The sequence below is a fragment of the Ancylobacter crimeensis genome (genome assembly GCF_023016805.1).
GTDB lineage: Bacteria > Pseudomonadota > Alphaproteobacteria > Rhizobiales > Xanthobacteraceae > Ancylobacter > Ancylobacter crimeensis.
On sequence record NZ_JALKCH010000002.1, the window covers coordinates 447,006 to 461,927 of the forward strand.

Annotated in this window: 15 protein-coding genes; 8 read left to right on the top strand and 7 right to left on the bottom strand. The window is 67.8% G+C overall.

Annotated elements, in window-relative coordinates; translation table 11 throughout:
• Positions 1 to 14: 14 nt before the first annotated feature.
• On the bottom strand, positions 15 to 1,322 hold the full coding sequence (aceA, locus tag MWN34_RS04110) for an isocitrate lyase (protein WP_247026829.1): 1,308 nt from the start codon (positions 1,320 to 1,322) through the stop codon (positions 15 to 17).
• A 76-nt stretch (positions 1,323 to 1,398) separates the two neighbouring features.
• Positions 1,399 to 1,629 carry a hypothetical protein gene (locus tag MWN34_RS04115; RefSeq protein WP_247026831.1) on the bottom strand — a complete coding sequence of 77 codons (231 nt, stop codon included), beginning with the start codon at positions 1,627 to 1,629 and terminating at the stop codon, positions 1,399 to 1,401.
• A gap of 146 nt (positions 1,630 to 1,775) precedes the next feature.
• On the opposite strand from MWN34_RS04115, the gene MWN34_RS19695 reads away from it, so the two are divergent.
• Positions 1,776 to 3,221, top strand: a complete 1,446-nt coding sequence (locus tag MWN34_RS19695; RefSeq protein WP_247026834.1) for a helix-turn-helix domain-containing protein — start codon at positions 1,776 to 1,778, stop codon at positions 3,219 to 3,221.
• A 123-nt stretch (positions 3,222 to 3,344) separates the two neighbouring features.
• Positions 3,345 to 3,536, top strand: a complete 192-nt coding sequence (locus MWN34_RS04125) for a hypothetical protein (protein ID WP_247026836.1) — start codon at positions 3,345 to 3,347, stop codon at positions 3,534 to 3,536.
• 26 nt (positions 3,537 to 3,562) lie between these two features.
• Here MWN34_RS04125 and MWN34_RS04130 read toward each other — a convergent pair whose 3' ends face one another.
• The 4 genes from MWN34_RS04130 to MWN34_RS04145 form a co-directional block, all read right to left on the bottom strand.
• Positions 3,563 to 4,228 carry an HAD family hydrolase gene (locus tag MWN34_RS04130; protein ID WP_247026838.1) on the bottom strand — a complete coding sequence of 222 codons (666 nt, stop codon included), beginning with the start codon at positions 4,226 to 4,228 and terminating at the stop codon, positions 3,563 to 3,565.
• 62 nt (positions 4,229 to 4,290) lie between these two features.
• Complete coding sequence (locus MWN34_RS04135; RefSeq protein WP_247026840.1) at positions 4,291 to 5,778, bottom strand: FGGY-family carbohydrate kinase; 1,488 nt, start codon at positions 5,776 to 5,778, stop codon at positions 4,291 to 4,293.
• Between the two features lie 28 nt (positions 5,779 to 5,806).
• Positions 5,807 to 6,607: a BtpA/SgcQ family protein gene (locus MWN34_RS04140; RefSeq protein WP_247026842.1), complete on the bottom strand. Its 801-nt coding sequence runs from the start codon at positions 6,605 to 6,607 to the stop codon at positions 5,807 to 5,809.
• A gap of 47 nt (positions 6,608 to 6,654) precedes the next feature.
• A complete protein-coding gene (locus MWN34_RS04145; RefSeq protein WP_247026844.1) occupies positions 6,655 to 7,527 on the bottom strand; it encodes a DeoR/GlpR family DNA-binding transcription regulator in 873 nt (290 codons plus the stop codon).
• Positions 7,528 to 7,682: 155 nt separating this feature from the next.
• On the opposite strand from MWN34_RS04145, the gene MWN34_RS04150 reads away from it, so the two are divergent.
• The 6 genes from MWN34_RS04150 (at position 7,683) to MWN34_RS04175 (ending at position 13,711) form a co-directional block, all read left to right on the top strand.
• Positions 7,683 to 8,480: an SDR family NAD(P)-dependent oxidoreductase gene (locus tag MWN34_RS04150; RefSeq protein ID WP_247026846.1), complete on the top strand. Its 798-nt coding sequence runs from the start codon at positions 7,683 to 7,685 to the stop codon at positions 8,478 to 8,480.
• A gap of 134 nt (positions 8,481 to 8,614) precedes the next feature.
• A complete protein-coding gene (locus MWN34_RS04155) occupies positions 8,615 to 9,835 on the top strand; it encodes an ABC transporter ATP-binding protein (RefSeq protein WP_247026848.1) in 1,221 nt (406 codons plus the stop codon).
• A gap of 10 nt (positions 9,836 to 9,845) precedes the next feature.
• The gene (locus MWN34_RS04160; RefSeq protein WP_247026850.1) at positions 9,846 to 10,646 is read left to right on the top strand and encodes a carbohydrate ABC transporter permease; all 801 of its coding nucleotides are present in this window, start codon (positions 9,846 to 9,848) and stop codon (positions 10,644 to 10,646) included.
• Positions 10,647 to 10,738: 92 nt separating this feature from the next.
• Positions 10,739 to 12,016: an extracellular solute-binding protein gene (locus MWN34_RS04165; protein WP_247026852.1), complete on the top strand. Its 1,278-nt coding sequence runs from the start codon at positions 10,739 to 10,741 to the stop codon at positions 12,014 to 12,016.
• A gap of 99 nt (positions 12,017 to 12,115) precedes the next feature.
• Positions 12,116 to 13,021: a carbohydrate ABC transporter permease gene (locus tag MWN34_RS04170; RefSeq protein WP_247026854.1), complete on the top strand. Its 906-nt coding sequence runs from the start codon at positions 12,116 to 12,118 to the stop codon at positions 13,019 to 13,021.
• A gap of 132 nt (positions 13,022 to 13,153) precedes the next feature.
• The gene (locus tag MWN34_RS04175; RefSeq protein WP_247026856.1) at positions 13,154 to 13,711 is read left to right on the top strand and encodes a cysteine hydrolase family protein; all 558 of its coding nucleotides are present in this window, start codon (positions 13,154 to 13,156) and stop codon (positions 13,709 to 13,711) included.
• Here MWN34_RS04175 and MWN34_RS04180 read toward each other — a convergent pair.
• A complete protein-coding gene (locus MWN34_RS04180) occupies positions 13,657 to 14,865 on the bottom strand; it encodes an SLAC1 family transporter (protein ID WP_247026858.1) in 1,209 nt (402 codons plus the stop codon). The two genes, MWN34_RS04175 and MWN34_RS04180, sit on opposite strands and share 55 nt — an antisense overlap.
• Positions 14,866 to 14,922 lie beyond the last annotated feature (57 nt).

The following is a 14,922-nucleotide window of genomic DNA, read 5'->3' on the forward strand; positions in this document are numbered from 1 at the left end:
GGCCCTCAGTCCGCTCAGTGGAACTGGGCGGTTTCGGTGGATTCGCCCATCGCGGTGGTCGCGCTGGTGCCTTCCGACAATGCGGTGGCGATGGCGTCGAAATAGGAGGTGCCGACCTCGCGCTGGTGCCGCATGGCCGAGAAACCCTGCGCTTCCGCGGCGAACTCGGCTTCCTGGAGTTGCGAATAGGCGGCCATTCCCTCGTCCCGGTAGCGGCGGGCGAGGTCGAAGGTCGTGAAGCTGAGATTGTGGAAGCCGGCCAAGGTGATGAACTGGTAGCGATAGCCCATCGCGCCCAACTCGCGCTGGAAGGTGCGCATCTGGGCCCGGTCCATGTGCTTGGCCCAGTTGAAGGACGGCGAACAATTATAGGCGAGCATCTTGCCGGGGAAGTGCTTGTGCACCCCTTCGGCGAAGCGGCGGGCGTCCTCGAGGCTGGGCGTCGAGGTCTCGCACCACAGCAGGTCGGCATAGGGCGCATAGGCCACCGCGCGGGCGATGCCGGCCTCGAAGCCGCCCTTCAGACGGTAGAAGCCTTCCGCCGTGCGCTCGCCGGTGATGAAGGGACGGTCCGCCTCGTCGATGTCGGAGGTGATGAGCCGCGCGGCTTCCGCATCGGTGCGGGCCATGATGACGGTCGGCACGCCCATGACGTCGGCGGCGAGGCGCGCGGCGTTCAGCGTGCGGATGAAGGTGCGGGTCGGCACCAGAACCTTGCCGCCGAGATGGCCGCACTTCTTCTCCGAAGCGAGCTGGTCCTCGAAATGCACCGCCGCGGCGCCGGCCTCGATCATCGCCTTGGTCAGCTCGAAGGCGTTGAGCTGGCCGCCGAAGCCCGCTTCGGCATCGGCGATGATGGGGGCGAAGAAGTCGATGTCGGTGGTCGCCTTGCCCTCGGCCTTCTCCATGGTCTGGATCTGGTCGGCGCGCTGGAAGGCCTTGTTGATGCGGCGGATGACGGCGGGAACGCTGTCCACCGCATAAAGGCTCTGGTCGGGATACATGTCGCCGCCGGAATTGGCGTCTGCCGCGACCTGCCAGCCGGAGAGGTAGATCGCCTTCAGCCCGGCCTTGATCTGCTGCACCGCCTGGTTGCCGGTATAGGTACCGAGCGTGGGCAGGTAGTCCTCGCTCTGCAGCAGCTCCCACAGCTTGCGGGCGCCGTGCTGGGCGAGGGTATGGTCGATGCGCAGCGAGCCGGAGAGCTTGGCGACATCGGCCGGGGTGAAGGTGCGGCGGATGCCGTTCCAGCGATCCGGCGCCCAGCCGGGGGCAGCGAATTCGTTCGGGCCGGGGGGCGTACCGCGCGACGTGTCGAGCATGATCTGTCCTCTATCCTAGACTTGGCCGCCGTTTTCGACCGGCGTTTGAAAGGGTTTGGCTGAAAAGGGTCCGGCGTCAGCCCGGATGGCGCCGCACATAGGTGGCGGCAACCAGCGGGCGTCCGTCGAAGAGCGTGGAGCTGTCCGCGCCTTCCGCCATGGTGAAGCGGTGGCGGCCCATGCGGTGGACCACGGCGAAGTGCTGGTCCGCGAGCCCCTGGGCCTGGAAGGCCCGGCTGATCTCTTCCGGGTTCGCGCCGATGATGGTGACGAACTCTTCTTCGATGGTAGTGCTGCGGGGATCCATGGCGGTGCCTCCTGTGTGATGTAAAGATTTAACACTCGACATCAGAAGGCAAGAACGTTAGTGAAATGAGCGTGTTAAGCTGAAAACGCCTGTAAAGACCGGCGTGTGAAGTTGTAAATCGGGCAAAGTGTAAAGTCGGGAAAAGGGTGGCTGTCGTGCAGGCAGGCGATCCGCAGATCGGGGGGCGCATCCAGCGCCTGCGCCGGAACCACAAGACCTCGCAGGCCGAACTCGCGGGCGCGCTCGGCATTTCCGCGAGCTATCTCAACCTGATCGAGCACAATCGCCGCCGCATCACCGTGCCGCTGCTGATGAAGCTCTCGGCGCATTTCGGCATCGAGCCGGGCGAACTGGTGGAGAATGACGAGCCGCGCCTGGTCGGCGACCTGATGGAGCTGTTCGGCGACGAGATCTTCACCGAGAGCGGGCTGACCAACCAGGATGTGCGCGACCTCGCCACCTCGAATCCCGCCATCGGCCGGGCAGTGGTGCGCCTGTTCGACCAGTACCGCGCCCTGCGCTCCGCCAAGCTGAGCGCAGGCGGCAGCGGCGAGGCGGTGGACCCGGAGAGCGTCGGTCACCACCCCGCCACCGATGCGGTGTCCGACTTCCTGCAGCAGAACGCCAATTACTTCGCAACGCTGGAAGCCGCGGCGGAGCGGGTGCGCGGCGACATCGATTCAGGCTCGGACAGCTTCGATTCCTTCGAACACGGGCTGCGCACCTATCTGTTCAACGTGTTCGGCCTGAACTGGCGTCTGGCCCCGCTGCCGCCCGGCATCGCCCGGCGCTACGATGCCGACCGGCGCGAGATCCTCACCTCCGATGTGCTGGCGCCGGAAACCGCGGTCTTCACCGTCGCCCACCAGCTCGGCCTGATGGCGGCGGGGCGGGAGATCGAGGAGCTGCTGGCCGCCAGCGACCTGCCGGCCGATGCGCCGGTGGTGGCACGCAACGCGCTGGCGAGTTACTTTGCCGGCGCCGTTGTCATGCCCTACGAGCCCTTCCTTGATGCCTGCCGGGAAACCCGCTACGACATCGAGCGCATCCAGCGCCGCTTCCGCACCAGTTTCGAGCAGGTGTGCCACCGCATGACCACGCTGCAGCGGCCGGGACGTTCCGGCATTCCGCTGCATCTGGTGCGCACGGACATTGCCGGCAATATTTCAAAGCGCTTCTCGCTGTCGGGCATCCACATCTCGCGCCATTCGGGTGCGTGCCCGCGCTGGAACGTCTATTCCGCGTTCCTGCATCCCGAGCGCATCAATGTGCAGATCAGCCAGATGCCGGAAGGCCAGCGTTATTTCTGCATCGCCCGCGCCACCGCCAAGGGCGGCCATCGCCACAATGCGCCGCGCCGGCACATGTCGATCGGCCTCGGCTGCCACATCGGCCACGCGACGCAGATGGTCTATGCCGACGGCATGAACCTCGCCGATCCCTCCCAGACCGTGCCCATCGGCGTCGGCTGTCGCATCTGTCCGCGCCTCGATTGCGAGCAGCGCGCGCATCCGCCCGTGGATCATCGCTTCACGCTGAACGAGGCCGAGGCGGCGGAAAGCTTCTATGCCAATGGTCGGCGGGGTTATTGAGCCCTTCGTCGCCTAACGAAGCGTCACATGGTCCGGTCTGTGCTTGCGGTGGAGGGATGCGCGCCGCATCCGGCGGGTGCCCGTGTCCGAAGCACTCCCTAACCCTGCGGGCGAGGAGATGTCGTGGCCACGAACAAGAAGAAGCTCTCACCCGCGGAGCGCGCACGTCAGGACCGCAAACGTGCCGATTTCCTGCACCGGCCGCTTCAGGCGGGACACCCTTATCGCTATGTGCCGATCTGGATTCCCTATCCGCTGGCACAGCTCGTGGCCGGCATCGCCGGGGCGTGGGAGAAGAGGGGTCGTTCGCGCTGACCGATGCCGTCAGCCGCCCGCCGCCGTCAGCCGCCCGCCGCCCTGGCCGGGAACAGCGCCGTGACCTCGGCAAGGTCGTCCACCGCAAGGTCCACCCGGCCGAATCCTCCCCCTGATGGCGTGTAGCCGACGACATAGAGCCCCGCTTCATCGGCGGAGCGCGCGCCGGTGTTGCTGTCCTCCACCGCCGCCACGGCCGGCGGGGCGAGATTCAGCCGCTCGACGGCGGTGCGATAGGGCTCGGGGTCGGGCTTTCCATTGGTCACGTCGTCGAGGCTGATGGAAAAGGCCATGAACGCGGAAATGCCCAGCGCTTCCAGATTGGCATCGACGATGCGCCGGCTGGAATTGGACACGCAGACCTGCCGGACGCCCTTGCCCGCCAGCGCCTTCACCGTCTCGACCGCCCCCGGCACCGGCACCAGCTCATGGGTGTTGGCGACATAATGGTCGTAGATCGCATGCATCCATTCGTCGAAAGCCACCGCGTCCGGCCGGCGCGGACGCAATATGTCCCACACATCATTGATGTGGATGCCGCGATAGGCCTGGTCCGGCAGATCCGAGAGGTCCATCCCGAAGACTGCCGAGCCGGCGACCAGCGCGCGGTGATGCAGCGGTTCGCTATCCACCAGCGTCCCGTCGATGTCCCAGGCGACGGCTTCGAGGTCGGGAGGCGGGGTGCACGTCATTCTCGGGCGATGTCCTGTGCGATTCGGAAGGCGGAGGAGTCGCGGAAGACGATAAACGCGATCTAGTCCCGAAGGCGCCGGTAAAGATCGCGGAAGCGGTGATAGCCTTCCGCATAGCTCGCTGCCGTCGCCGGATCGGGCTGGATCTCCTCGTCCGTGGAGACGAAGCGGGAAATGCCGTCCCAATGCGCTGCGCCCACAGCGACCGCCGCCGTCCAGGCTGCGCCCAGCGAGGAGCCGGGATGCCCGCTCAGCCGCTGCACCGGCTTCTGCAGCACATCGGCGACGATCTGCATCCACACCCGCGACTGCGAGCCCCCGTCGGAGACCAGATAGCGCTCGCAGGGGTGACCCATATCGGTCAGCACCTCGACATGGTGGGCGATGGCGTAGGCATAGCCTTCCAGCAGCGCCCGCCACACATGGCCGATGTCGTGGGAGAGGGTCAGCCCATCGATCACGCCGCGCGCAGCGGGGTCGTGCAGCGGGGTCTTCTCGCCGAGAAGGTAGGGCAGGAAGAGGACGCCTTCGGCGCCGGCCGGCTTCGCGTCGGCGAGGCGATCGAGATATTGATGAAGCGTGAGGCCCGCCGCGTCTGCCGCCGCCTTCTCGCCGCCGGCGAACTGCCTGACGAACCAGTTGAGCCCCGAGCCCCCGGTCGACATGCAGCCATTGGGCATGAACAGGCCGGGAATCAGATGGTAGTCGAGATAAAGCCGCGGGTCCGGCTTCACCGTGTCCGTCGCGGTGAGAACGTCCACCGAGCCGCCGAATTTCAGCAGCACGTCGCCCGCCTTCCGCACCCCCGCTCCGAGCGCGGAGGCGATGAAGTCCGCCGCCCCGCCGGCGACCGGGGTGCCTTCCGCAAGACCCGTCGCCGCCGCTGCGGCCGCGGTCACGGTGCCGAGGATGGCGTGCGAGGCCACCTTGCGCGGGATGGCGCTGCGCGGGACATGCGCGAAGGCGACCAGGTCGTCGTCGATCACATGGCGCGTCACATCGACGAAGCCGGCCTCCAGCGCCCAGTTCTGTTCGACCGCCTTCTCGCCCGTCAGCCGCCAGTTCACATAGTCGTAGGAGCCGAACACGGTCGCGATCTTGGCGAACACCTGCGGCTCGTGCCGTTCGATCCAGCGGAGCTTGGCGGCAACGAGCTGCTGGTTGATGCCGTTCCCCGCCTTGGCGATGAAATCCGCCTCGTCGCGCTCGGCCCGCATCTCGCCGACCTCGACCCCGCAGCGCCCGTCGCTCTGCTGGATGGAAGGGCGCAGCAGCCGGTCTTCCGCGTCCAGCAGCACCACCGCCGGCAGCATGCCGGTGACGCCGACCGCTGCGATCTCGCCCGGCGCAATCCCGCTTGCCGCGATCAGCTCGCGGCAGATCGCACAGGCATTGTCCCACCATTGCGCGGGATCCTCCTCGGCCCAGCCGGCGTGGCGCGAGGTGAGCGTCACCGGCCGGGACGCGACGCCCAGCACCTCGCCCGAAAGCCGGACGAGGATGCCGATGGTCGAGGTCGTGCCGATGTCGAGGCCGAGAAACGCGGTCATGTCAGCGCCTTGCGGGAACACGCGGGGTTCAGCGGATGGCGTTGACCACATCCATGAAGCGCGACACACGCCCGGCCTCCACCGCGTTCCAGGTGTTGCCGTCCACCTTGAAATGGGTGCCGATCACGACGCCGGAGGCGATGGAGAAGATGTCGCGGATATTGTCGATGTTGACGCCGGTATTGGCGAAGATCGGCACCTCCTTCACCGTCTCGGCGACCTTGCGCAGATGCGACTGGTCGGCCGGTTGGCCGGTGATCGGGCCGGAGACGAGGATGGCGTCGGCGAGCGAGGAGAACACCGCGCTCTTGGCGCGCAGCTCGATCGGGCGCTGGTCGAGCGAATGGGCGAATTCGGCATTGATGTTGAAGAGCATCTTCATGTCGTCGCGCTTCAGGTCGTGGCGCAGGCGCGAGGCCTCGGCGCAGTTCGGCTCCCACAATCCCATGTCGGAGGCGAACAGGCCGGTGAAGATCTCGCGCACGAAGCTGGCGCCGGTGGTGGCGCCGATGGCGACGGTGGCGACCGGATCCCACAGATAGTTCACGCCGAACGGCACCTTGAGGCTCGGCTTCACCGCCTGGACGATGGCGCTCATGGCGGCGATGGAGGCGGGCGAGCCCTTGAAGACATAAGGGCGGTCGTTCTCGTTGCCGAACATGATGGCATCGACGCCGCCGGCCTGCAGCTTCTCGACATCGGCGAGCACGCCCTCGATCAGCTTGTCGAGGCCGCCATCGGCATCATAGAGCGGCGCGCCGGGCAGGGCGCCGATATGCGCCATGGCGATGACGACCTTCTTCTTGTCGCCGAAACACTCGAAAACCATCTGGTCTGCTCCTTGGAAACAAAAGGGCGCGGCGGGAACAGCCCCGCTCAGGCGCTGGCGGCAGGGCTCGCGATGCGCACGTCGACGCGGGCGGCGGCGAGCGCGGCGGCGATCCGCGCCGGGGGTTCGGCATCGGTGATGAGCATGGTGATGTCGGAGAGCTTGCCGACCTCGACCAGCGACATGCGCTGGAACTTGGCGGCGTCGCACAGCAGGATGCGCACGCCCGAGCGTCGCAGATAGACCCGCTTCAGGTCCGCATCCTCGAAGGAATAGTCGTAGAAGCCCTCGGCCGTGAGCCCCGAGGCGCCGATCACGGCGACGTCGAACCACAGCGTCTCGAACTGGGCGATGGCGGTCGGCCCGTAGACGCTCATCTCGTCGGCGCGCACCCGCCCGCCCGCGACATAGACCTCCGGCAGCCCGCCATCGAGCAGGCCGGACACGCGCAGGCTGTTGGTGAACACCTTGATATGCGGGGCTTCGCGAAGATGGCGGGCCATCAGATAGGTGGTGGTGCCGACATCGACCGCGACGGTGCGGTGGCCGGCGATGAGGCCGGCGGCGAGCGCGGCGATTGCCGCCTTGCCGTCCGCTCCCCGGCGCAGGCGGGCCTCGAAGCGCGGCTCGTCGCTGTCCATGATGACCGGGGCCGGCCCGTCCGGCACCACCGCTCCGCCATGGATGCGCACCAGCCGGCCTTCGCGCTCCAGCTCCACGAGGTCGCGGCGGATGGTCATGTCGGAGACGCCGAGTTCGCCGGCGATGGCGGTGACGGAGACCGAGCCCGCGCTCGCCAGACGGTCGAGGATGAAGGTCTGCCGCGCCGGCAGCAAGGTGCGCGCGCGCTCGTCGCCGCGGGAGGGCGCGAGGTCGGGCGTCGCGGAAGGGATGGCGGAGCGGGGGCTGTCGTCGACCATGGCGGATCCGCAGGCAGGCCCGGAGGAGGGCGGAGGCGAACGGGAGGGGCTTCGTTTTGTTTTACCGGCCAAAATGGACAAAATCAAACAAAAGAATCCTCTTGATGTGCGATAATGTTGCGATAAGGTTCGCTTCGAACACAGGAGCACCGGACATGAGCGCGGCCGTCCCCACCCCCGTCTATCCCGAGCTGGCCGGGCGTCGCGCCCTCGTCACGGGCGGGGCGGTCGGCATCGGCCGGGCGATTGCCGAGGCCCTTGCGCGGCAGAAGGCGCGCGTCGCCATCGCCGACATCGACCTCGCCCGCGCGCAGCAGGCGGCGGCCGAGATCGGCGGCGGCGCGGTCGCGGTGTCGATGGATGTGCGGGCCCGCGAATCGGTGGAGGCTGGCTTTGCCGATGTGCTCGCCGCGCTCGGCGGCTGCGACCTCCTCATCGCCAATGCCGGCGTTTCCACCATGAAGCCGGCGCTGGAACTGACCGATGAGGAATGGGCGTTCAACTTCGCGGTCAACACCACCGGCATCTTCCTCACCAACCAGATCGCCGCCCGGCATTTCGTGGCGCAGGGCAAGGGCTGCATCGTCAACACCGCCTCGCTGGCGGCCAAGGTCGGCGCGCCGCTGCTCGCCCACTACTCGGCCTCCAAATTCGCCGTGCTCGGCTGGACCCAGGCCCTCGCCCGCGAGCTGGCGCCCAAGGGCATCCGGGTGAACGCGGTGTGTCCCGGCTTCGTGAAGACCTCGATGCAGTCGCGCGAGGTGGAGTGGGAGGCGTCGCTGCGCGGCATCACCCCGGAGGCGGTTATCGCCGACTATGTGAGCCAGACCCCGCTCGGCCGGATCGAGGAGCCGCAGGACGTCGCCGACGTCGTGGTTTTCCTTGCCTCCGAGCAGGCCCGCTTCATGACCGGGCAGGGCATCAACGTGACCGGCGGCGTCTATATGACCTGACCGCCCCGGCCATCGCCGGACCGCGTGGATACAATCGCGATCTGTTTGGTTCGCAATCCACGATGTTCGGAAATGTTGCTTCAGTTGTGCCGCTTCCGCGCCGCACCGGCAAGGAAGCGTCCAGAGGATTGCCGATGTCGTCGATCGAGCTCGATCATGTCTCCAAGCTCTACGCCAGCGGTGCCTATGGCGTGCGCGACGTCGACCTGACGATCGGGGACGGCGAGTTCGTCATCTTCCTCGGCCCGTCCGGCTGCGGGAAATCCACCACGCTGCGCATGATTGCGGGGCTGGAGAGTATCACCTCCGGCGACCTGCGCATCGGCGGTCGGTCGGTCACCCATGTGCCGCCGCGCGAGCGCAACATCGCGGTGGTGTTTCAGTCCTATGCGCTCTACCCGCATATGAGCGTGCGCGAGAATATGGGCTTCGGCCTCAAGATGCGGGGCACTCCGCGCGCCGTGATCGAGGAAAAGATCCGCGACGCCGCGCAGCTTCTCGGCCTCGCGCCCTATCTCGACCGCAAGCCCGCCGCGCTGTCCGGCGGCCAGCGCCAGCGTGTCGCCCTCGGCCGGGCGATCGTGCGCGATCCGGTGGCGTTCCTGCTCGACGAGCCGCTGTCCAATCTCGACGCGCAGCTCCGCGCCGAGATGCGGCTGGAACTGGTGAAGCTGCACCGCCGGCTCGGCCGCACCATCGTCCACGTCACCCACGACCAGGTCGAGGCGATGACCATGGGTGACCGCATCTGCATCATGCGCGACGGGCGGATGATCCAGGTCGGCAAGCCGCTGGAGGTCTATGCCGATCCGGTCGACACCTTCGTCGCCCGCTTCCTCGCCACCCCGCCGATGAATCTCATCCCCGCCCGGCTGGAAGGGGAGGGCGACGGCCTCGTCGTGAAGGCGGACGGCATCGCGGTGCCGGTGCCGGAGATGCACCGCGCCGCCTATGCCCCCGCCGCAGGGCGCGAGGTGATCCTCGGCCTGCGTCCGGAAGACCTGCACGAGACAGCTGAACCGGGCTTCGCCCGCATCGAGGTCACCGTGGTGGCGATGGAGGCGCTGGGGGTGGAGAACATCCTCGTCGGCCAGATCGGGTGGGACAAACCGGTCGAGATCGCCGCCCGCCTCAGCCGGCACTACACCGCCCCGATCGGCGCACGCGTGCCGCTTTATGTCGACGCAAGGCCGATGCACCTGTTCGACCCCGAGACCACCCGCGCTTTGCCGCGCCCGCGCCTCGCCCCGGGAGGAGGGGGCGTCATCCTGCCGGCCTCGCCCGCTGCGCCGGCAGCCTCCCTGCCGCGGGCAGCCTCCACGCTGCCGGGGGCTTCCGCCCTCGCACGGTCCTGAGGAGGAGCCCATGCTGCGGCGGGTCGCCCTTCATTCCGGTCTCCTCCTCGCCTGCGCCGTCATCCTGCTGCCGCTGCTCTGGGTGGTGCGGGTAAGCCTGCTTCCCGAGCCGCTCTCCTACTCCACCGACTTGATGCCCGGCGCGACGCTCGACAACTACGTCGCCCTCTTCACCACCACCCGCTACGGCCAGTCCTATCTCAACAGCCTCATCGTCGCGGTCGGCTCGGTGATCGTGGCGCTGCCCTTCGCGGCGATGACCGGCTACGCCTTCGCCCGGTTCAAGACGAGCGGGCGGTTCGGGCGCTTCGCCGTGCTGGCGACCCAGATGCTGCCGCCCGTCGCCATCGTGCTGCCGGTCTTCACCCTGTTCCGCATCGCCGGGCTCACCAATTCGCTGACCGGCCTCGTCATCGTCTATGCGGCGCTGAACCTGCCCTTCCTCATCTGGATCCTGATGGGCTTCTTCGAAGGCATCCCGGTCGATCTGGAATGGGCGGCGCAGACCGACGGCGCCACCGCCTGGGGCGCGTTCTGGCGCATCGTGCTGCCGGTCTCGCTGCCCGGCATCGCCGCGGCCGGGGTGCTCGGCTTCATCCTCACCTGGAACGAGTTCCTGTTTGCCCTCGTGCTCAGCGGCCCGCAGACCGCGACCGTGCCGGTGGCGCTCGCCTCGCTCCAGACCTCGAACGGCGTGCAGATCGCCAAGGTGTCGGCCGGCGTGGTGCTGGCGGTGCTGCCGCTGGTGATCGCTTCCCGCTTCATCCAGCGCTTCATCGTGCAGGGGCTCACCTTCGGCAGCGTGAAGTAGCGCAGATCGCAAGAGAACGGGCAGCGCCGGCCAACGGCGCGCCGCAACCGGCGGGTGGGACACCCGCACCAGAGACGGAACAGGAGATCGACATGACGCTGATGCGCTCCCTCGGCCTGGCCTTCGCCGGCGCCACACTGCTCGCCTCGCTGCCGGCCCATGCCGCCGGCATCACCCTGCGCGCCCTCATGGAGGACGTGCCGGAAACCCAGATCATCGAGAAGATGCTGCCGGCGTTCGAGAAGGAGACCGGCATCAAGGTTGAGTTCGAGAAGATCGGCTATGGCGACATGCACGACAAGCTGGTGGCCCAGCTCGTCTCGCCGGAAAGCTACTACAACGTGCTGGAGGTCGACTTCCTGTGGGCCGGCGAGTTTCCCGCCGCCGGCTGGCTGGAAGACCTCACCCCCTATGTGGCGAAGTCGAATTTCGATCTGAAGCCCTTTATCCCCTCGATGCTGGAGCTGCTGGGCCAGACCAAGGATGCCCTGCCGCTCATCCCGATGTACAATTACTCGATGGGCCTGATCTACCGCACCGACCTGCTGGAGGATCCCAAGCTCAGGGCGGCGTTCAAGGCGAAGACCGGGCGCGAGCTCGCGGCGCCGACGACGCTCGAGGACTATGTCGCGATCGCCACCTTCATCAAGGCGAACGGAAACGACCTCGTCGGCGCGGCCATGCAGGCCCAGCGCGGCGACCCGAACGCGATGGAGTTCTCCAACTACCTGTTCTCCGCCGGCGGCGCCTATCTCGATGCCAACCGCAAGGTGGTGCTGGACAGCCCGGAGGGGCTGAAGGCTCTGAAGCTCTATGCCGAGAACGTACAGAAGGGCGCGCAGCAGGGCGCGCTCTCCGCGACGCTGGACGACACCATGCGCCTGATGTGCGCGGGCAAGGCGTTCAGCATGGTCACCTATTGGTGGATGCTGCCGCAGCTCGACGACAAGGAGAAGTGCCCGGCCGTGGCCGGAAAGCTCGCTCTGTCGGTCATGCCGGGCGGCCATGGCGAGAGCGGCGGCTGGGGCTGGGGCATTCCGAAGAACACTTCGGACGAATCCAAGCAGGCTGCCTGGACCTTCATCCAGTGGGTTCAGAGCCAGAAGACCTCCGTCGCCCGCGCGCTGGAAGGCCATGCCCCGGTCCGCTCGGATGTCTACACGGATGAGGCGGTGCTGAAGAAATATCCGTTCTACAAGACGGCGCTCGATGTGGTCGCCTCCGGCAAGTCCTTCCCGATCTTCGCCTATTCGGCGCAGTACGAGGACGTGCTGGGCGCGCAGCTCTCGCTCGCCGCCGGCGGGCAGGCCAAGCCCGAAGACGCGCTGAAGGCGGCCGCCGACGGCCTGACCCAGCTCCTCAACAAGTAAGGCGTGGGGGTTCGCCCCCAGCCCTCCGGTGCGCCGGCCGACCCCCTCTGTGCCGGCGCACCGGTCTTCCTTCCCGATACGACAAGCGGAACGAGCAGGATGCGCTTTTCGGCCCGCCCGGCGAGCTGGGTGACGACCTTCGGCGATCGCGACTGGCGCAATGGCTGGGCCTTCGCCGCGCCGGGCCTGCTGACGCTGGCCATCGTGATGGGCTTTCCGCTGGTCTATGCCGCGCTGATCTCCTTTTCCTCGCTCACCTTGCTCAAGCCGGCCCTCACGCCCTTTGTCGGCTTCGCCAATTTCGGTCGGGTGATGGGCGATCCGCTGTTCTGGAGCGCGGTGTGGCTGACGGTGAAATATTCGGTCGTCACCGTGGCGGGCGAGTTCGTCATCGGGCTCGGCGTCGCGATGATGCTGAACCGCACCTTCACCATGAAGCCGTTCTATTTCGCCGTGCTGACCATTCCCATGGCGATGTCTCCGGTCAGCGTCGCGCTTATCTGGCGGATGCTGCTGCAGCCCAATCTCGGCATCGCCAACCATGTGATGGAGACGCTCGGCCTGCCGCGGATCGACTGGCTGGGCAATGCCGATCTCGCGCTGTGGACCATGGCGGCGATCGACATCTGGCAGCAGACCTCCTTCGTGGTGCTGATCCTCGCCGCCGGCCTCGCCGCGCTGCCGCGCGATCCCTACGAGGCGGCCGAGGTGGACGGGGCGAGCGCGCTGCAGCAGTTCTGGTACATCACCTTGCCGATGCTGCGCCCGGTGGCGGCGATCGCCGTCATCATCCAGCTCATCAACGAGTTCCGCACCTATGACCTGCCCTACATCCTCACCAAGGGCGGGCCGGGCAACGCCACCGAGGTGCTCAGCTTCTTCGCCTATCGCCGGGCCTTTCTCGGCCTGTCGCTGAACGAAGGCGCGGCGGCGGCCTTCGTGCTGCTCATCATCGTGCTGGCGCTGACGGTGCTGTTCTTCTGGAGCCTCGAACGCCGGCGGTAGCCGGTGTTCGCCGGGAAAGCCATGCCGGCGGTAGCCGGTGTTGGTTGGAAAACGCTACCCCGGCGGTAGGTTGCCTTCCGCTCCCGTATCGCGGAGTCTGCCGGCCGCCCCGCGCCAACGGATGGAACCCGCATGACCCGCGCTTTGCTCATCATCGACCTTCAGAACGATTATTTCCCCGGCGGCGCCTATCCGCTGGCCGGCACCGAGGTGGCTGCCGCCAATGCCGCGCTGTTGCTCGCCTCGGCGCGGGCGCGGGGCAGCCTCGTGGTGCATGTCCGCCACGAATCGGGCGAGCCGGACGCCCCCTTCTTCCGCCCCGGCACCGACGGTGCGGCGATCCATCAGGCGGTGGCCCCGCGTGCCGGCGAAGCGGTGGTGGTGAAGAGCGGCATCAACGCCTTCCTCGGCACCGATCTCAAGGCCGTGCTCGATGAAGCCGGCGTGACCGAGCTCACCATCGCCGGCGCCATGAGCCATATGTGCGTCGATGCGGCGGTGCGGGCGGCCTCCGATTTCGGCTATGCCGTCACCGTGGTGCAGGACGCGACCGCGACCCGTGACCTCGATTTCGACGGCCGGACCGTCGCCGCCGCCGATGTGCAGGCGGCCTTCATGTCCGCGCTCGCCTTCGGCTATGCGTCGGTGATCTCGACCACCGAGGCGTTGGCGGCTCCCGCTGCGGCCTGAGCGCGCGGGCGCGCCGCCGCACCGATGCAGGGCGAGGCGAAGAGCTCGCAGCGCCAGGCCCCGCGCGCGGTGCGCCCCGCCACGAGGATCCACAGCGCGGCGAGCGCGCCCACCAGCACCGTGCCGCCGGTGGTGAACAGGGCAAAGCCGGTGGCGTGGCCGAGCGCCAGCGTCGCCAGCGCATAGACCGCGAGCGGGAAGGTGAAGCCCCACCAGCCGAGATTGAAGGGCAGGCCGGCACGCAGATAGCGCAGGGTCGCCAGCACGGCGAGCATCAGCCACCACGCGCCATAGCCCCACAGCAGCAGCCCGCCCAGCACGCCCACGCCCGCCGCGATGCGCCCGACCTCCTCCAGGCCGTGGGCGGCGAAGGGCCCGGGCGCCGCCGCGCCGAGCAGCACGAGCGCGAGCGCGCCGGTGCCGATGGGACCGAGCGCGAGCCAGCCGGTCACGCCCATCTCGGCGGGCGGCAGCTTGTGCAGGGCAAGCCGCAGGAACAGCAGCGCCAGCAGGCTGAGCGCCAGCGGCACCGAGAGCGCCCACAGCACATAGCCGAGCATCACATAGGCGAAAGCGTCCGATGCCGGCAGATGTGGGGCGAGCAGCGCCGCGCTCACCGCTGCGACCTCGCAGGCGACGATCGGCAGCAGCCACACCGCGGTGAGGCTCTCCAGCGCGTGATCCTGCCGGGTCATCATGCAATAGGGTATGGCGAGCCCGCACAGCACGGCGAGCCCGGCATCCGCCCACCACAGCGCGGTCGCCACCGGCACCGCCGCCGCGCCGATGAAAGCCGGCCCGAAGGCGAGGACGCCGTTGAGGATGGTGGCGAGCCCCATCGGAATCGCACCGAAGAACATCGACATCACCGGATGGGCGAAGATGCACGCCGCCTCGTGCGGAAACAGCATCCAACGCGCGCCATACAGCGCGGTGAACAGTGCGAACAGCCCGATATTGGCAAGCCACAGCACGACCGCCACTCCATGAAGGACGGCGTGTGTGCCGGGCAACGCGTTCAGCGCCAGCGCCAGCGCCCCGGTGCCCATGGTCACGGTGAACCAGTTCGGCGTGAAGTGCCGCACCACGCCCTGCACCAGCCCGGAGCGGTCTTTCGCGGGCAGGGGGGGGGCAGCGGAGGCGAGGCTGGCCATGGCGGTTCTCCCTTGCGGTCGACAGGAGATAGAGCCCGCGCTTTCATGGTTCCAATA

Bases quoted from the DNA above. Each gene is read 5' to 3' on its own strand.
- MWN34_RS04175 (WP_247026856.1), top strand. From the start codon at position 13,154: ATGACCCGCGCTTTGCTCATCATCGACCTTCAGAACGATTATTTCCCC.
- aceA (WP_247026829.1), bottom strand. From the start codon at position 1,322: ATGCTCGACACGTCGCGCGGTACGCCCCCCGGCCCGAACGAATTCGCT.
- MWN34_RS04160 (WP_247026850.1), top strand. From the start codon at position 9,846: ATGCTGCGGCGGGTCGCCCTTCATTCCGGTCTCCTCCTCGCCTGCGCC.
- MWN34_RS04155 (WP_247026848.1), top strand. From the start codon at position 8,615: ATGTCGTCGATCGAGCTCGATCATGTCTCCAAGCTCTACGCCAGCGGT.
- MWN34_RS04140 (WP_247026842.1), bottom strand. From the start codon at position 6,607: ATGGTTTTCGAGTGTTTCGGCGACAAGAAGAAGGTCGTCATCGCCATG.
- MWN34_RS04170 (WP_247026854.1), top strand. From the start codon at position 12,116: ATGCGCTTTTCGGCCCGCCCGGCGAGCTGGGTGACGACCTTCGGCGAT.
- MWN34_RS04180 (WP_247026858.1), bottom strand. From the start codon at position 14,865: ATGGCCAGCCTCGCCTCCGCTGCCCCCCCCCTGCCCGCGAAAGACCGC.
- MWN34_RS04150 (WP_247026846.1), top strand. From the start codon at position 7,683: ATGAGCGCGGCCGTCCCCACCCCCGTCTATCCCGAGCTGGCCGGGCGT.
- MWN34_RS04165 (WP_247026852.1), top strand. From the start codon at position 10,739: ATGACGCTGATGCGCTCCCTCGGCCTGGCCTTCGCCGGCGCCACACTG.
- MWN34_RS04135 (WP_247026840.1), bottom strand. From the start codon at position 5,778: ATGACCGCGTTTCTCGGCCTCGACATCGGCACGACCTCGACCATCGGC.
- MWN34_RS04145 (WP_247026844.1), bottom strand. From the start codon at position 7,527: ATGGTCGACGACAGCCCCCGCTCCGCCATCCCTTCCGCGACGCCCGAC.
- MWN34_RS04130 (WP_247026838.1), bottom strand. From the start codon at position 4,228: ATGACGTGCACCCCGCCTCCCGACCTCGAAGCCGTCGCCTGGGACATC.
- MWN34_RS04115 (WP_247026831.1), bottom strand. From the start codon at position 1,629: ATGGATCCCCGCAGCACTACCATCGAAGAAGAGTTCGTCACCATCATC.